The organism is Pseudoalteromonas sp. OOF1S-7 (assembly GCF_022347765.1).
Taxonomy (GTDB): Bacteria; Pseudomonadota; Gammaproteobacteria; order Enterobacterales; family Alteromonadaceae; genus Pseudoalteromonas.
This window is the reverse complement of the sequence record NZ_JAKRFZ010000020.1, coordinates 1-14,577: the sequence shown is the minus strand read 5'-3', so window position 1 is coordinate 14,577 and position 14,577 is coordinate 1. Positions and strand designations below refer to the sequence as shown.

The following is a 14,577-nucleotide window of genomic DNA, read 5'->3' as shown; positions in this document are numbered from 1 at the left end:
GCTCCGACACGGGACCTGCTTACCGGCACCTCTTTCGTTCTCTCTGGCATTAATATTACGCTTGGTGGTTCCCGGCTCGCAGGCCTAGATGACGGTGTTCATAGCGACTCTGCTCCCAACGCCCGCTCGGTCATCCCGTGCCCCGACACGGGATCTGCTTACCGACACCTCTTTTGTTCCTGGTGGTATTAACGCTACGCTTGGTGGTTCCCGGTTCGCAGGCCGGGATGACGGTGTTTAGAGTGACTCTGTGCCCAACGCCCCTCGGTCATCCCGTGCTCCGACACGGGATCGATTTGCCGACAATACCTTAGTTCAAAGAGATTTTTTCGCTGCGCTTGGCAGTACCCGGCTCGCAGGCCGGGGTGCCGAAATCGAGAAGTGTGCCTAGGAGATAAATAATAGAGCCACACCAGCTAGCACTAATCACTCCGTGCAGAGCGTATGGGGATCTCAATATTAAATACGGCACCAGGCTGTTGTTCAAGTAGGCATAGATGCGCTTTATGTACGTCGCAAATGGCCCGCACTATGCTGAGTCCAAGGCCATTGCCAGGGCGGCCGCGGCTGATATCGGCACGATAGAACTTATCAAAGACTTTTGGCTGGTCGCCCAGAGGGATCCCGGGGCCATCGTCACCAACTTGCAGCAGGGCGCTGTCGGTATGATTTTGTAGCCGCAGCCAGACATGGGCATCACTGTGGCTGTGTTCCAATGCATTTTCCAGTAAGTTGCAGATCAACTGGCCCAGTAAGTCGCGGTCGCCATGACAATGCACGGCGGGCACAATCGACACCTCAAAGCGTCGGCCGCTGTCTTCAAAGACGGGCTGATAGCTTTGTGCCAGTTCGTCGATCAGGGCTGATAAATCAAAGGTTTTAAAGCCCTGAATATGCTTACCCGATTCGATGGCATTGAGACGCACCAGGTTGTTAAAGGTATTGATGACCTGCGCCAGTTCATTGTTGGCTTTGTCGATATGGCCTTCCAGGATTGCCGGGTTGTCGACGTCCTGAACCATACTTTGCAGGCGATTTGAAATGCGCGATAAAGGGGTTTTCAGATCGTGGGCGATCCCCACCGACATGGTTTTCAGGTTGCCATGCAGCCGGGTGATTTCATCCAGCATGCGGTTAATGGCAAGGCTGAGCGCAACTATGTCCGGGTTTGAGGTGCTGACGTCAGTGCGCTTTGAATCCGGCGAGTGGGCCACCTGAGCGAGTTGATCAGAGAGTGCCTGCAAAGTGCGGGTGCGCTTGTACTGCAACCAGGCAATGGCTGCTAAAATCAGTGGCAGGCTGAGCAGCGCAAACCAGTGTGTTATTTGCGTATAAAACTCGGCTCTGTGGGTGTGCAGTTCGTCTCGCTTTTGCCAGTAATGCAGTTGCAGGTCGTCGGGTAAGTTCACCGAAGCTGACAGCAGTTCTACATTGCCTTCCTCGCCAAGTGATACGCTTTGCCACTGCGGCGTTGAGGCCACGGTCAGCCTGGTATTGGCGCCCAAAAGTAGCCGCTCTTGCTTAAACAGTGCAACCAGCCAGCCTTCGTCGAACAAATGGGTTTGCGCTTCGCTATCGGGCCAGACTTCATCTTCCTCCAGCTCAAATTCCTGTAACACGTGTTCCAGGCCATGCTCTTCCAGCGCGCTCTCAATCTCGCCCAGAAACTCCTCAAACTCATGTTGCTGCGCTTGTTTATCCTGCCACACCAACAGCTGACCTGTGAACCACAACAGCAACAGCAGGGTGGCCCAGAGCGTGCCGCCAAGCAGTGCTGTGTGCTTAAGATGATAACGGTTAATCATAGTGACTGCCCGTCAGCAGATAACCGCTGCCACGAATGGTTTTGATCATGTCAAAGGCAAAGGGCTTATCCAGCTTATTGCGCAGGCGGCTGACATGGGTTTGCACCAGGCTGGTTTTGGGGTCGAAACTAAACCCCCAGACTTGTTCCAGTAACATGGTTTTGGTGATCAGCTGCTCGGGGTTTTGCATCATGTATTCCAGGATCTGATATTCCTTGGGCATCAGCTCAATTTCTTGTCCGGCCCTGTATACCCGGCGCGAAGTGCGGTTGAGCCGCAGCTCGCCAATCACCAGCTCCAGTGTATCTGCTCTGAGCGGCTGACGCCTGGCAAGGGCCTTTAAACGGGCATACAGCTCGGCAAAGGCAAAGGGTTTGACCAGATAATCGTCGGCGCCGGCTTCAAGCCCGGCGACCCGATCGGCGGTATCACTCAGTGCGGTGAGCATGATGATGGGTGTCCTGACTTTACTGGCGCGCAACACCCTGACAGCGTCCAGACCGTCCATGTTGGGCAACAGGCGGTCAAAAATAATCACATCAAAGGCAGTGGCAGAGGCGCTGAGCATAGCCTGCTCAGCATTATTGCAATGCTGCACGCGGGCATTGTGCTGCGCCAGCCCGGCGCAGATAAACTCGGCCGTATCCGGGTCATCTTCAACTAATAAAATATGCATACAAACCTGAGGCTAGCGTCACTGCGTTAAAGCATATCGTATTTTCGCACCGCTTTGGCATACAATTTTGTATTGTGCTTTTTTTGCGCCTGTGTATAAGATTAAGCCAATTTATGATGGGCATAAGGAAATAAACATGACAGACAAGCAAGCTGAGGCCGGACCTAATCCGGGCTTGTATATTGGAATTGGTGCAGGTATCGGGACTGCCATTGGCGTAATAGCTGGGGTAACCTTTGATATCCTGGCTTTTTCCATTGCTCCGTGTGCCAGCGCTGGCATAGCCCTGGGTGTTGCGCTGTGGGGCGCTAACAAGCAAGTCGGTAAATAAGCGGGGCCGATATGTTCAGCCCCGTGCGGTGTTATTCCTGATAGGCGCCTGCGCTGTAAATTAGCTCATAACTGTGGCTGTAAATCTCAACGATGTTGCCAAACGGGTCTTCCATATAAATCATCCGATAGGGTTTTTCGCCGGGGTAGTAATAGCGCGGCTTTTCCATTCGCCTTTTACCACCTGCGGCCACGATTTTATCTGCCAGACCTTCCACATCCGGATCTTGCACACAAAAATGAAAGACACCGGTTTTCCAGTATTCAAAATTATTATCGGGGTTGGTCTGGTTATCGAACTGAAACAGCTCTACGCCAATGCGATCGCCGGTAGACAAGTGCGCAATGCGAAAGCGCTTCCAGCCCGCGCCAAATACGTCGGTGCACATTTCTCCGATGGCGCTGTCGTCTTCAACAATGTCGGTGGGGGCCATAATGACATACCAGCCCATTACCTGAGTGTAAAACTCAACGGCCTTTTCCAGGTCGGGGACTGAGATGCCAATATGCGAAAAATTACGTGGATAAACCTGGCTCATAGAATGCTCTCCTCTGTTTGAATACTGTGCAGGTTACAAAGACTCAACTATCAAGTAAAATTATTAAAAATAATCAAAATAAGTATATTTTGTGATGGTTAATAACACCTGGCTACGAACATTTTGCGCCCTGGCTCGAATTGGGCACTTTACCCGCACGGCTGAGCAGCTGCATATGACACAATCGGGTGTGAGCCAGCATGTGCAAAAGTTAGAGGCGCACTTTGGCGTTGCTTTGCTGCTGCGCGACGGCAAGCAGGTTGTGCTGACGGAGGCCGGGCAACGGTTGCGCACGCAGGCAAAGCAAATTCTGCAAAGTTTGTCGGACCTTGAGTCCAGTATCGGCGAGGATCCGCCGTTTGAAGGCGCAGTCAGGGTGATGTCACCCGGCAGTGTCGGACTCAGGTTATATCCGCACTTGCTGGCACTGCAGACGCGCCACCCTGAGCTTGTCATTGATCACCGCTTTGCACCGAATGAGACAATCATCAAGGCGGTGGCACAGGGTAGCGCAGAACTTGGCCTGACCACGTTAAAGGCTAAATCGGCCGAGGTCAGGTGCGAGGCAATCGCCACAGAGCCTTTGTTATTGGTAACACCAGCAAAGGTACATACGCCAAGCTGGGAAAATCTGGAATCGCTGGGGTTTATCGACCATCCCGATGGCGCACATCACAGCGAACTGTTGCTCAGTGCCAATTTTGCGCAGTTTCAGCACTGTGCTCAGTTTGCACGCAAAGGCTTTTCTAACCAGATCAACCTGATCCTCGAGCCCGTTAGCCGGGGGATCGGGTTTACTGTGTTGCCTGCTTTTGCGGTTGAGGCCTTTGCCCGGCAGGAACAAATACGCGTTCATTCGCTGGAACACCCCGTGAGTGAAACTATTTACCTGTGCACAGCGCGGCGGGGCCGCTTGCCAGCCAGAGTACACACTGTGATAGCGCAGGCCAAAAGCGGCCTATAATCGTGACGCGTTTATGCTCACCTGCACTAAATCAATAAATATAGGCTTAGCACTGGCACATCCGGGGCTGAGCCATTACTATGCAGACCAAATGAATCAATATGTAGTAAGTAATTATGTCTTTACCTCCTTGCCCAAAATGTAACTCTGAATATGTTTATCAGGACCAGAGTAATCTGGTTTGCCCTGAGTGTGCTTATGAGTGGAACCCACATGAAGTCAATGAAGACGATCTGATCCAGGTAAAAGATGCCAACGGCGCATTGCTGGCCGACGGCGACAAGGTGACGGTTATCAAAGATCTGAAAATCAAAGGCAGCTCTCAGGTGATCAAAATTGGCACCAAGGCCCTGGTCCGCCGTGTGCTGGACAAAAAAGATCATGAACTGGATTGTAAGGTCGATGGCGTGGGCGAAATGATGGTCACAGCCAAATTCGTTAAAAAAGCCTGATTGAACTATTGGGCTCGCAGGCCGGGGCGACGGCGTTTAGAGCGAGTCTCTTCCCAACACCTCCTTCGGTCATCCCGTGCTCCGACACGGGATCTGCTTACCGACACCACTTTCGTTCCCTTTGGCATTAACGCTACGCTTGGTGGTTCCCGGCTCGCAGGCCGGGATGTCGGTGTTTAGAGCGATTCTGTGCTCAATGCCCCCTCGGTCATCCCGAGCTCCGACACGGGATCTGCTTACCGACACCACTTTCGTTCCCTTTGGCATTAACGCTACGCTTAGTGGTTCCCGGCTCGCAGGCCGGGATGACGGTGTTTAGAGCGATTCTGTGCTCAATGCCCCCTCGGTCATCCCGTGCTCCGACACGGGATCTGCTTACCGACACCACTTTCGTTCCCTTTGGCATTAACGCTACGCTTGGTGGTTCCCGGCTCGCAGGCCAGGATGACGGCGTTTGGTGCGCCGTGATATGACTGATATATATCTGTGTTAAGGTAAATTCACCAAACAGTGAACCGGCGCGTTTTCTTAGCCGTAATAGAGTCTGTCGGTTTAGAAGGGGCACACATTGAAAACACTGTTAATTATTATGATGACGCTGGTCCTTAGCAGCTGTCTGGGCATGCCGCAGGGTGTGCAGCCCGTGGGGAATTTTGAGCTTAATCGCTATCTGGGTAAGTGGTATGAAATTGCCCGGCTTGATCACTCTTTTGAGCGCGGGCTGAGCAAAGTCACGGCCCAGTACAGCATGCGCGATGATGGTGGCGTAAAGGTCATCAATCGTGGTTTTAATGCCGAGGAAAACCAGTGGCGAGAAGCCGAGGGCAAAGCATTTTTTGTCAATCAGGATAATGAAGCTTATCTGAAAGTGTCATTCTTTGGTCCGTTTTATGGTGCCTACGTGGTGTTTGAACTGGATCATGACAACTACCAGTATGCCTTTGTTTCAGGCCCGGACACAGATTATTTGTGGCTGCTTTCAAGAACCCCGCAAGTCGACCAGGGTATTATCGACAAGTTTGTGCGTATGGCGGCCGAGCGGGGCTTTGATACCGATTCACTGATTTTTGTAGACCAGTAATACCGCACTCCACAACACTAACCGAGCGGCAACTGTATCCTGGCCCTGGCACCGCGCTGATCAGTACGATTGACCAGCGTTAGCTGGCCATTGTGCTGCTCCACAATATTCTTACACAGCACCAGGCCAATGCCTTTGCCATTTTCTTTTGTGGTGTAAAAAGGCACAAACAGATTGTCTGGATTACTGACGCCAGGCCCCTGATCCAGGATGTCGATAAAGGCATACTGAGAGGTTTTGCTGATGACAATCTCAACACAGTCAGGCTTTTCACTGGCCTCCAGCGCATTGGTGAGCAGGTTAACCAACACTTGCTCCATCAGGCTGACATCCACATGCAGCGTAAAAGATGCTGTGACTGAGCAGGTGAGCTGCGTGCCATAAAGCGCCTGCATTGGGCGCAGTAGGGTATCTGTGGTGACTTCCTCCAAATGCAACTGGTGTTGTCTTGCAACGCTCGCATAGCGATTGACGAACGACATCAGCCCATCGCTGCGCTGCACAATGACCGCAAGCGCCTGATCAAAATCGGCTTGCGTATCCGCGCCGGGTTGCAGCATCTGCAGCGTTTGTGCCAGCGACTTGATGGGGGAGAGCGAGTTGTGGATCTCATGGCTCAGAATGCGGATCATTTTTTGCCAGGCGTCGCGCTGCGCCTGACTGACCACCGACTGCACATCGGTGAGGATCAACAAATGGGCATGGCTGTCATTAATGGGGATCCGGCTTTGCCTAAGTTGCCATTGCTGCGCAAGCGACGGGTGGCTGAACTGCCACTGGCCACTGGACTGAACCAGGCTGAAATGGTGTGCCTTAGTCAGCCTTTGCGTTTGCCAGGGCTTGCCGGTCCAGTTCGAGAACGCGTCGTTGGCATGCACCAGCACATTGCTTTGGTCGAAAATGGCAATCGGACTGGGCAGCTGCTCAATCAGCCGAAACAGTAAAATAGCCTGATGATCCCGTGCCGATTTATACGCCTGCAAGTGCGTGCACAGCTGGCTGGTTTCAGCCTGTAATTGTGCCAGGATCCCGCTTTGGTCGGCGCTGTAAAAACGCTGGCCATAATCCTCAAGGCGCATGGCTTCGATTGTGGTGGTCAGGTGGTAAAAGGGCTGCACAAGGCGCTGTTTTATGCTCTGTAGCAGCAATGCCGCCGGGCACAATACCAGCACCCACAGGGTAACAACACCCAGCCAGCCGCTGCCCAGGCTCAGCAGTAACCCGGTGCTGAGACTGGCCAGCAGCAGCCAGACAAGCGTTAAAAATAGCGTTGTGAATCGCTCGTAGTTCAGAGACATCAGGTTCAGGGCTGTCGGGTTTTGATGTTGAACTTATCCATGCGCCGGTATAGCGCACTTTTACTTATTCCCAGTAAAACCGAGGCATCCTCCACATTGTCGAGGCACTGAGCCAGTGCCATTTTTATGAGTTTTTGCTCTGCCTGCTCCAGAGTGATCAGCTCCGATACCGGGCTGTCGACTTCGGTACTGGCCGTCTTGACTGGTAACTGACGGGCGCTGAGCTCGGCCTCATCACACATCAGCACGGCACGCTCCATAATATGGCTGAGCTCCCGCACATTGCCCGGCCAGTGGTAGGCTTGCAGGGCGTTACAGGCACAGGCTGACAAAGCCGGCTGCGGTAAATCATAGCGCCGCGCATGCTGCGCAATAAAGTGCCTGGCCAGCGGGATGATTTCATCACCGCGCTGCCTGAGTGGCGGCACTGTGAGCTCTATGGTATTGAGCCTGAAATACAGGTCCTGGCGAAATGCGCCCTGTGCCTGCCGTGCCTCTAAATCCGCATTAGTGGCGCTGATCAGACGACAATCCGCATGGCGGGTTTTGTCGGAGCCAACCGGTTCATATTCGCCACTTTCCAGTACCCGCAACAGCTTGGCTTGTTGCGACTCGCTCAGGGTGGCTATTTCATCTAAAAACAGGGTGCCGCCGCTGGCCTGGCTGAAGCGGCCTTCGCGGTTCTGTCTGGCATCGGTGAATGCCCCTTTGAGATGGCCAAACAGCTCACTCTCGAACAAGGTTTCGGGGATGGCTGCCATGTTAACACTGACCAGTTTACCTGCGCGTGCGCTGTGCTGGTGCAGGTACTGTGCAATGTGCGATTTACCCGTGCCGTTCTCACCGCGCAGCAAAATATTGGCCCCGGTCGGGGCAACCCGGTCTAGTTGTTTTTTCAGTGTCTGCATTTGCGGGCTCAGCCACAGCAGTCCTTTATCGAGCGTTTGCTTGCTTGCAGGTACAGCGCTTTGCTGAGTTCGCGTCATCTGTCGCAGCCCCAGATGTTTTTTAATCATCATCAGCACGGCGTGGTTGTCCCAGGGTTTGGCGAAAAAATCCACCGCGCCACGCTGCATGGCTTCTACCGCCAGGTTCACGCTGGACCAGGCGGTCATGGCAATAAAAGCCGGGCTGGATGGGTCAGGTACGGCATGCTCAGACAAAAAATTAAGCCCTTCCTGACCTGAGGTGGTGTCCAGCTCATAATTCATGTCGAGCAATACCAGGTCAATGGGTTGTTCTGCGAGTGTTTGTGCAGCCGCACTCAGCGAGCTGCATTGAATGGTGGTAAAGCCACTGTTTTTCAGCAACAGGTGCAGACTGAGGCGAATATCGGCCTTGTCGTCAACGATAAGTAGGGTGCCTTGCATGGTGTAACAGGCAGGCGCGAACGTGCGCCTGCATTTCCTCATTGATTATTGTTTGATTTATTATTCATTTCTCAGGGCCCGAATAGGATCCTGACGGATCACCTTTTGCACCGGCAGATAGCTGGCAATAAAGGCGACCAGTAACATAACTGGAATACTGCTCAACACGGCCAGCCAGTTCACCTCGACAGGTCCTTCGCCAATGCGTGACCACAGCAGGTAGCCCAGCGTGGTAAACAACAGGCTCACGGCTAGCCCGGTAAAAATAGGCACAAAGCTCTGCTTTACAATCATGGCGGTCAGTTTATGGGTATGCGCACCCAAAGACAAATGAATGCCCAGCTCGTAGCGACGCATCTGCACACTGTAGCTGAGTACCCCATAAATGCCCGCACCGGCCAGACTGAGCGTCAGGGTTAGCAAAGCCACAGTCAGCATGGCCTGAAGCCAGGTTTGTCTGAGTCGCTGACTGAGCATATCATCCACTTTCCTGAAAGCCGAGAAGTTTAAGGTCGGGTGAATGTCCCTCAGTACTTCACTGAGCTGAGACTGAGACAAGGGCCCGCCGGCTTTGATAATGAACGCGTTGCTGCCTTCGGTGAGCGGCACATAGTAACGCTCCAGCTCATAACCAAGCGGGCCGGTGGGCACGTAAACATCACCGACGACGCCCACCACTTTTCTGGGTGTTTGCTGGTCTATGTATAACGTCTGCCCTACGGGACTTGCTTCGCCATACAGACGCTTTGCCAGTGATTCGGAAAGCACAATTTCGTTGTTGTCTTCACCGGACGCCGCAATGGGGGAAAAGCTGCGCCCTTGTCTGAGTGGCAACGCTAAGGTGGTAAAGGCATCTTCATCTAAAAACGCAAAGCTCATGATCCCTAGCAGGGCGATGTTTTCGTCGTACAGGTAATTTTTCCAGCCCATCACCAGTGGAGAGGTCATGCTGGCAGCCACAGAGTTGATGCCCGTTTGCGCACTTAAGGTATTTTTAACCTGACGGGTCAGTTCAAACTGGTCAATTTCAGTGGCGCTGCCATCGACACGCACGTAGTACAGGTATTCAGTTTCAAAGCCGGTTGGGTGGGTCATTTCCTGATAGGCGGGCAACAGTTTATTGGCGGCCAGAAACAGCAGTAAACTGGCAAACATCACTTGCAGTGCCACCAGGATATGGCGGGTTCTGGCAGAGATTTGCGCGCCAGTGCCTTTGCCGCTCGCGTGCAGGGCGTCGGTGAGGGCCTGATAGTTAACCTGGCTGCTGGTGATGGCCGCAACTAGCAGAGTGATCAGCAAAGCCAGCACAAGTGCAACTACAATGGTGGGTGCATCGAGCGATAAGGCCTGCATGCGGGTAAACAGGTAGCTGAGATCTTCAGCCAGCAACACATTCAGCCACTGCGCGGCAAGTAGGCCTAATATCGTTGCTGCGCCAATCAGTAACGCGCATTCACAAAACATACTGATAAAGATGTGCCGGGGCTTGGCACCCAGCGCCGCCTGGATGGCCATAGTGCGTTGTTTTTGCGCACCGCGAGATAAAAACAGGTTAGTGACATTGGTCAGGGCAATGAGCACCAGTACCGCAGCCGAAAATAGTAAGCTCAGGGCAAGGCTATCGCTCTCGGCGATGATCCTGCTGCGCAGTGGTGTAAAGTGTGCGCCGATCGCGGTATCGGGTGCCACGTTCTCCTGGGATTGATACAACGCATTGATCTGCTCGCCCAGCGCGTGATTGGCCTGCTCTGGGTTTACTCCCGGCTTGAGGCGGGCAATACCATTAAACTGACTGCTGATGCTGTTCCAGTTGTTGGTGGTGCTGAGCGCCTCTGGAAAACTGCTGAATCCGCTGATAGCAAAGCTGCGAAAGATTTCCGGCACTTCAAACTCGGCGGCCGCGACGCCTATGATTTGATAGGCCACCCGGTTAAGCTGGGTAAAGGAGCCTACCACCTTAGGGTCGGCGTTAAAGTTGTCCTGCCAAGCCTGATAGCTCAGCACCAGCACCTTTTGCTCATCGCTGACGCCTTCGTTGGCGTTCAGTGCCCGGCCCAGGTGCATGGGCACACCCAGTAACGAGAAAAATTCCGGTGATACGCGCAGCACATCCACGGTGGGGCGGTTATCTACATCCATCAGCCGGGGCGAGGTGTGGTGCAGCATAGCCATTTGGTCAATAAACTGTTGATCCTGATAGATCAGTAGCTGCGTGGGCAGCATCTGAAAACCGTATTGTGTTTCGCCATTTATGGTTTCGCTCTGATCGGTCACCCACAGAGTATCGGCGTTGGGGTAGGGTAAGGGCTTGGTCAGCAGCCGATGATTAATGTTGATCACCACACACAGTGCCGCCAGTGTCAGCGCCAGTGTGAGGACCACGGTTATGCTGAAGCCAGGCAGTTTTTTCAGGTTGGCTGCGGCCAGTTTGAGTTCTTCTTTCATCATCCCGCCATCTCCAGTTTCACCTCGTCGACCATCACACCGTCAAGCAGGAAGAGTTTACGACCAGCCATATCGGCATATCTGGGGTCGTGCGTCACCATACACATCGTAGTGCCTTGCGCATTCAGATCGTGCAGCATCTGCATGACGGCATCACCATTTTTGGAATCCAGGTTACCGGTAGGCTCGTCGATGAGCAGAATATCCGGCCGGTTAACCAGCGCCCGGGCAATGGCGATGCGCTGCTGCTGACCACCCGAGAGCTGATTGGGCTGGTGGTCAACCCGGTGGGTCATCTGCACCAGCTCCAGGCAGTGCATCACCCGCTCTTTGAGTTGCGTACCAGTTAAAGGCTGCTCACTGTACTTCACTGGCAGCGCCAGGTTGTCGAACACGCTTAGCTCATCGATGAGGTTAAACGACTGAAAGACAAAGCCAATATGCTTGTTCCTGAGCGATGCTCGCTGATTAACACTGAGTTGGCTGACATCGTTACCGGCTATTTGATAGCGGCCGCTGCTGGGCGTATCCAGCAGGCCCAAAATATTAAGTAAGGTCGACTTACCACAACCGGAAGGGCCGGAGATAGACACATACTCGCCCTCGTTAATACTCATGTTCACGCCCCGTAAGGCCTGGGTTTCCATACCGCTGAGCAGGAAGTGTTTGGTGATATCGTTGAGTTCAATAACGCATTTGTTGTTCATTGTTGTTTCCTTATTTACTCAGGTACACGACCGGCTCACCTTGGTAGGATGCCATATCCGACAGAATAAAGCGCTGCTTTGGCTGTGCGCCACTGAGCAACTGAATATGCTGTGCGGTCTGGGCGCCATAGTGTACCTCAATGGCCTGTGCTTGTTGGGTATTGGGCTCGATGCGATATAAAGTGGCGGTGCTGAACGCTTTGGCGCCAACGGGCTTGTCGATATAAAGCGCATCTTTAAGCGTGTTGATATGAATGGTGCCTTCAATATTCAGCTCGGGCCGGGCGCTGTCGGGCAGCGCAGCGGGCAGGGCCACTTCGACTTCAATGTTGCCGTTTTGCACCACAGGGTTAATGCGCGAAATGGTGCCGGCTATCAGGTCGGTTCGGGTATTCACTTGTACCGACTGCTCAAGCTTTATTTGCTCGGCATACGCCTGCGGAATTTGCAGCTGTGCATATAAGTCTTTTGTGCTGCCAACCAGCACCAGCTGGGCGCCCAGCGGCACACTTTGCCCCAGCTCAACATGTAATTGCTGTACTACGCCGGTGAGTCCCGCGCGCACCGTCAGGCGGTCCACCCTGTGCTGAATAAGCCCATAGGCCTCTTCGGCGGCGTCGATATCCGAGCTTGCCAGCTGCAAATTGGCCTGATGCAGTGTTTGCAGCTGAGTAATTCTGCGCTGCTCAATCTCAATACGCCGCTTAAGCTGACGATGCTCCAAAACCGTGCGCTGAAAGTCCAGCTTAGACACCGCGCCATCTTCAACTAAACCCGCCTGGGCAGAGACCTCCAGCTCAGCGCTTTCCAGCTCAGATTTTAAGATCTCCAGGCTTGCCTGGTGCGACAGCATTTCTCGCTGCTGATTAATATCCGCCTGTAAATACTGATCTTTCGCCTGTTGCAGCGCCCGTTTTGCATCTTTAAGTGCCTGCGCCAGATTGGCATCCTGAAGCCGCATAATGATACTGTCGGGTGTGACCTCAGCACCCGGACGCAGTATAATCTCTTCAACCGTGGCCTCACTGGCTGCACTGATCAGACGCGGCGTACGTGACTTTAGCTGACCAAATCCGGCCACCGAAATTGTCAAATCCCCCTGCCTGACGTCTCCAATCCAGGCATCACCCGTTGCCAGAGACGCCTGCGCCGTTGGCTGGGCAAGCAGCCAGCCAGTCATAATGACAAACAAAGCAACACCACCCAGCCACAACCAGTTTACTTTTATGCTCTTTTTCTGTTCGACCTGTATGTCCATACCATTTCCTCTGTGGGTATTTAGGTATAGTCACTACAAGTCATGTGCCAATTTTTAAGTTATTGTATTATATGATTTTGTGTGACTTTTGAGTCTGGGTTTAGCGTGGCGATTTGTGGAAATGAAATTGCGATTTTTGGAAATGGGAAGGCTGGCCTGGCCAGAAGTTACTCAAACACAACGCAGTAGTGCAAAGTAGCGCCAATACTCACATACAGTTATCATCCCGGACGCTTGAGAGTCGGGAACTGCGTAACCATAGTGATGTTAATCTTAGCTATCCCACTGAGCCGTATTCACAGCCCATTGTTTAACGTTGTTCTAAATCAAAGGGGATAAACCCAGGATTGTGGCACTTCATCGCTGCTCTTAGCCTGTTGTGGTCAGCTAACCTCGATTACTTTTGGTATCGGCCAGGGGAGTGCCATCAGCTCCTGCACAGGGTGCACCTCAGCCTGAAACATACTTGCGACAGACAGTCCAACCAGACCAACTGCTGTGGTAAGCAAAGAAAACCCCGGCTGCGGCAGCCAGCCCGATACCTTTGACCTGCATACGGTATAACCCGGCCAGGCAAGCATGCCCAGCATGATGGTGAGATTGTCCTGGTTAAGCTGCAAGTTTAAAAGACTTCTCAGGTCGCCGTTAACCACAACCAGCAATACACCGCCAAAAGCGACCGCCAGTTGCAAAAGCTGTATCTGGGCTATCAGTGTTCTGCTTAGCAGCGCAGCCATAACGGTTGTGACGATAGGGCAGCGCCATGATCAAGGCGCCATTTGTTACTGGGGTGTGCGACAGCCCTGAAAACAGCGCCAGATTCAGACCACTTACGCCCATCACACCTATAATGCCAAGTATGAGGTTCCTGTTTAACGCCAGAGAGGCCATGCGCAATCAGGTCAGACGAGTAAAAATAAACACATAAGCGATGCCTTATCTGCGCAAAGGCACGAAGTGCAAGGTTGTATTCGTAGCTTTGTATGATGACCGAACTCATCAAGGAGGAAATGCTATGGCAGAACGCCACGTGAAACATAATTAGATGAAAAATTGACCTGGGTGAAAGGAACTTGACCCAAATTTAGGCTGACAGTCACTGATTGAAACACGGGTAACTGTCAGGTCAAGTCTGAGCTAGTACCCCCAGCCTGACTTCACCAACCCAGACATCATCTACAGCTATGGACACTTGCGTTGTAACCTGAACGACCAGACAGCCAATAATTCCTCCGACGAAAGGTACTGCCTAACCACAAAGATTTTACTTTTGTGTTCTTTTTATGTTCTGTCAGCGTGTCCATACTAAACCTTTTGATGGCATTTAGGGGCAGGAAGTACAAGTCGATATGTTTATAACTCATTATATTTAATTGAATTTCCCATTCGAGTGGGGTTGACACGACGGCTTGTGGAACTGAAATTGCGATTTCACGAAGAAGAAATTTGTTTCATATGATAATGAAATGTTTTTTTTGTTGCTTGAGCTTGCTTTTTGGTGTTTCATGCAAGAGTCATTAACAATGTAAGGATAACTAGGAATTATGGGTAATCAGGAACACACTTTTCTAAAATTAAGCTACGCATTGCGGGACCTTAAAGAAGAGGAAAATACTACCGTAATTCTGGGTGCTGGATGCTCGCTCAGTTCC

The 14,577-nt window shown here is 52.4% G+C and carries 13 protein-coding genes; 4 read left to right on the top strand and 9 right to left on the bottom strand.

Features of this window, described 5'->3' with window-relative positions; genetic code table 11:
• Window positions 1-422: 422 nt before the first annotated feature.
• Together MHN33_RS20650 and MHN33_RS20645 are read right to left on the bottom strand one after the other, a co-directional pair.
• Window positions 423-1,805, bottom strand: a complete 1,383-nt coding sequence (locus MHN33_RS20650; RefSeq protein ID WP_239400943.1) for a HAMP domain-containing sensor histidine kinase — start codon at window positions 1,803-1,805, stop codon at window positions 423-425.
• Window positions 1,798-2,481: a response regulator transcription factor gene (locus MHN33_RS20645; RefSeq protein ID WP_239400941.1), complete on the bottom strand. Its 684-nt coding sequence runs from the start codon at window positions 2,479-2,481 to the stop codon at window positions 1,798-1,800. Before MHN33_RS20645 ends, MHN33_RS20650 begins: the two co-directional genes overlap by 8 nt.
• Window positions 2,482-2,617: 136 nt before the next feature.
• On the opposite strand from MHN33_RS20645, the gene MHN33_RS20640 reads away from it, so the two are divergent.
• Complete coding sequence (locus MHN33_RS20640; RefSeq protein ID WP_239400939.1) at window positions 2,618-2,812, top strand: hypothetical protein; 195 nt, start codon at window positions 2,618-2,620, stop codon at window positions 2,810-2,812.
• A 31-nt stretch (window positions 2,813-2,843) separates the two neighbouring features.
• Here the strand turns inward: MHN33_RS20640 and MHN33_RS20635 are convergent, their stop codons facing one another.
• The gene (locus MHN33_RS20635) at window positions 2,844-3,350 is read right to left on the bottom strand and encodes a lactoylglutathione lyase family protein (protein WP_046006031.1); all 507 of its coding nucleotides are present in this window, start codon (window positions 3,348-3,350) and stop codon (window positions 2,844-2,846) included.
• A 94-nt stretch (window positions 3,351-3,444) separates the two neighbouring features.
• On the opposite strand from MHN33_RS20635, the gene MHN33_RS20630 reads away from it, so the two are divergent.
• The 3 genes from MHN33_RS20630 to MHN33_RS20620 all read left to right on the top strand — a co-directional run bounded on the left by MHN33_RS20630 (window position 3,445) and on the right by MHN33_RS20620 (window position 5,847).
• Window positions 3,445-4,314 carry a LysR family transcriptional regulator gene (locus MHN33_RS20630; RefSeq protein ID WP_239401057.1) on the top strand — a complete coding sequence of 290 codons (870 nt, stop codon included), beginning with the start codon at window positions 3,445-3,447 and terminating at the stop codon, window positions 4,312-4,314.
• 116 nt (window positions 4,315-4,430) lie between these two features.
• Window positions 4,431-4,766, top strand: coding sequence for a zinc ribbon domain-containing protein YjdM (locus MHN33_RS20625; RefSeq protein WP_239400937.1), 336 nt, complete (start codon window positions 4,431-4,433; stop codon window positions 4,764-4,766).
• Window positions 4,767-5,334: 568 nt separating this feature from the next.
• The gene (locus MHN33_RS20620) at window positions 5,335-5,847 is read left to right on the top strand and encodes a lipocalin family protein (RefSeq protein WP_275442951.1); all 513 of its coding nucleotides are present in this window, start codon (window positions 5,335-5,337) and stop codon (window positions 5,845-5,847) included.
• A gap of 17 nt (window positions 5,848-5,864) precedes the next feature.
• On the opposite strand, the gene MHN33_RS20615 is transcribed toward MHN33_RS20620, so the two are convergent.
• The 6 genes from MHN33_RS20615 to MHN33_RS20590 form a co-directional block, all read right to left on the bottom strand.
• Entirely contained in the window at window positions 5,865-7,145 is a 1,281-nt protein-coding gene (locus MHN33_RS20615; protein WP_239400935.1) for an ATP-binding protein, read from the bottom strand.
• A 5-nt stretch (window positions 7,146-7,150) separates the two neighbouring features.
• Window positions 7,151-8,515 carry a sigma-54 dependent transcriptional regulator gene (locus MHN33_RS20610; protein WP_239400933.1) on the bottom strand — a complete coding sequence of 455 codons (1,365 nt, stop codon included), beginning with the start codon at window positions 8,513-8,515 and terminating at the stop codon, window positions 7,151-7,153.
• A gap of 60 nt (window positions 8,516-8,575) precedes the next feature.
• The gene (locus MHN33_RS20605; protein WP_239400931.1) at window positions 8,576-10,963 is read right to left on the bottom strand and encodes an ABC transporter permease; all 2,388 of its coding nucleotides are present in this window, start codon (window positions 10,961-10,963) and stop codon (window positions 8,576-8,578) included.
• Complete coding sequence (locus MHN33_RS20600) at window positions 10,960-11,667, bottom strand: ABC transporter ATP-binding protein (RefSeq protein ID WP_239400929.1); 708 nt, start codon at window positions 11,665-11,667, stop codon at window positions 10,960-10,962. The genes MHN33_RS20605 and MHN33_RS20600 overlap by 4 nt, the downstream gene beginning before the upstream one ends.
• Window positions 11,668-11,677: 10 nt before the next feature.
• Complete coding sequence (locus MHN33_RS20595; RefSeq protein WP_239400927.1) at window positions 11,678-12,925, bottom strand: HlyD family efflux transporter periplasmic adaptor subunit; 1,248 nt, start codon at window positions 12,923-12,925, stop codon at window positions 11,678-11,680.
• Between the two features lie 383 nt (window positions 12,926-13,308).
• The gene (locus tag MHN33_RS20590) at window positions 13,309-13,662 is read right to left on the bottom strand and encodes a hypothetical protein (protein WP_239400925.1); all 354 of its coding nucleotides are present in this window, start codon (window positions 13,660-13,662) and stop codon (window positions 13,309-13,311) included.
• Between the last annotated feature and the right edge of the window lie 915 nt (window positions 13,663-14,577).

What these genes read in the sequence shown, in the direction of transcription:
- MHN33_RS20630 (WP_239401057.1), top strand. Translation starts at nt 3,445, where the DNA reads ATGGTTAATAACACCTGGCTACGAACATTTTGCGCCCTGGCTCGAATT.
- MHN33_RS20610 (WP_239400933.1), bottom strand. Translation starts at nt 8,515, where the DNA reads ATGCAAGGCACCCTACTTATCGTTGACGACAAGGCCGATATTCGCCTC.
- MHN33_RS20625 (WP_239400937.1), top strand. Translation starts at nt 4,431, where the DNA reads ATGTCTTTACCTCCTTGCCCAAAATGTAACTCTGAATATGTTTATCAG.
- MHN33_RS20635 (WP_046006031.1), bottom strand. Translation starts at nt 3,350, where the DNA reads ATGAGCCAGGTTTATCCACGTAATTTTTCGCATATTGGCATCTCAGTC.
- MHN33_RS20645 (WP_239400941.1), bottom strand. Translation starts at nt 2,481, where the DNA reads ATGCATATTTTATTAGTTGAAGATGACCCGGATACGGCCGAGTTTATC.
- MHN33_RS20640 (WP_239400939.1), top strand. Translation starts at nt 2,618, where the DNA reads ATGACAGACAAGCAAGCTGAGGCCGGACCTAATCCGGGCTTGTATATT.
- MHN33_RS20600 (WP_239400929.1), bottom strand. Translation starts at nt 11,667, where the DNA reads ATGAACAACAAATGCGTTATTGAACTCAACGATATCACCAAACACTTC.
- MHN33_RS20605 (WP_239400931.1), bottom strand. Translation starts at nt 10,963, where the DNA reads ATGATGAAAGAAGAACTCAAACTGGCCGCAGCCAACCTGAAAAAACTG.
- MHN33_RS20650 (WP_239400943.1), bottom strand. Translation starts at nt 1,805, where the DNA reads ATGATTAACCGTTATCATCTTAAGCACACAGCACTGCTTGGCGGCACG.
- MHN33_RS20590 (WP_239400925.1), bottom strand. Translation starts at nt 13,662, where the DNA reads ATGGCTGCGCTGCTAAGCAGAACACTGATAGCCCAGATACAGCTTTTG.
- MHN33_RS20615 (WP_239400935.1), bottom strand. Translation starts at nt 7,145, where the DNA reads ATGTCTCTGAACTACGAGCGATTCACAACGCTATTTTTAACGCTTGTC.
- MHN33_RS20595 (WP_239400927.1), bottom strand. Translation starts at nt 12,925, where the DNA reads ATGGACATACAGGTCGAACAGAAAAAGAGCATAAAAGTAAACTGGTTG.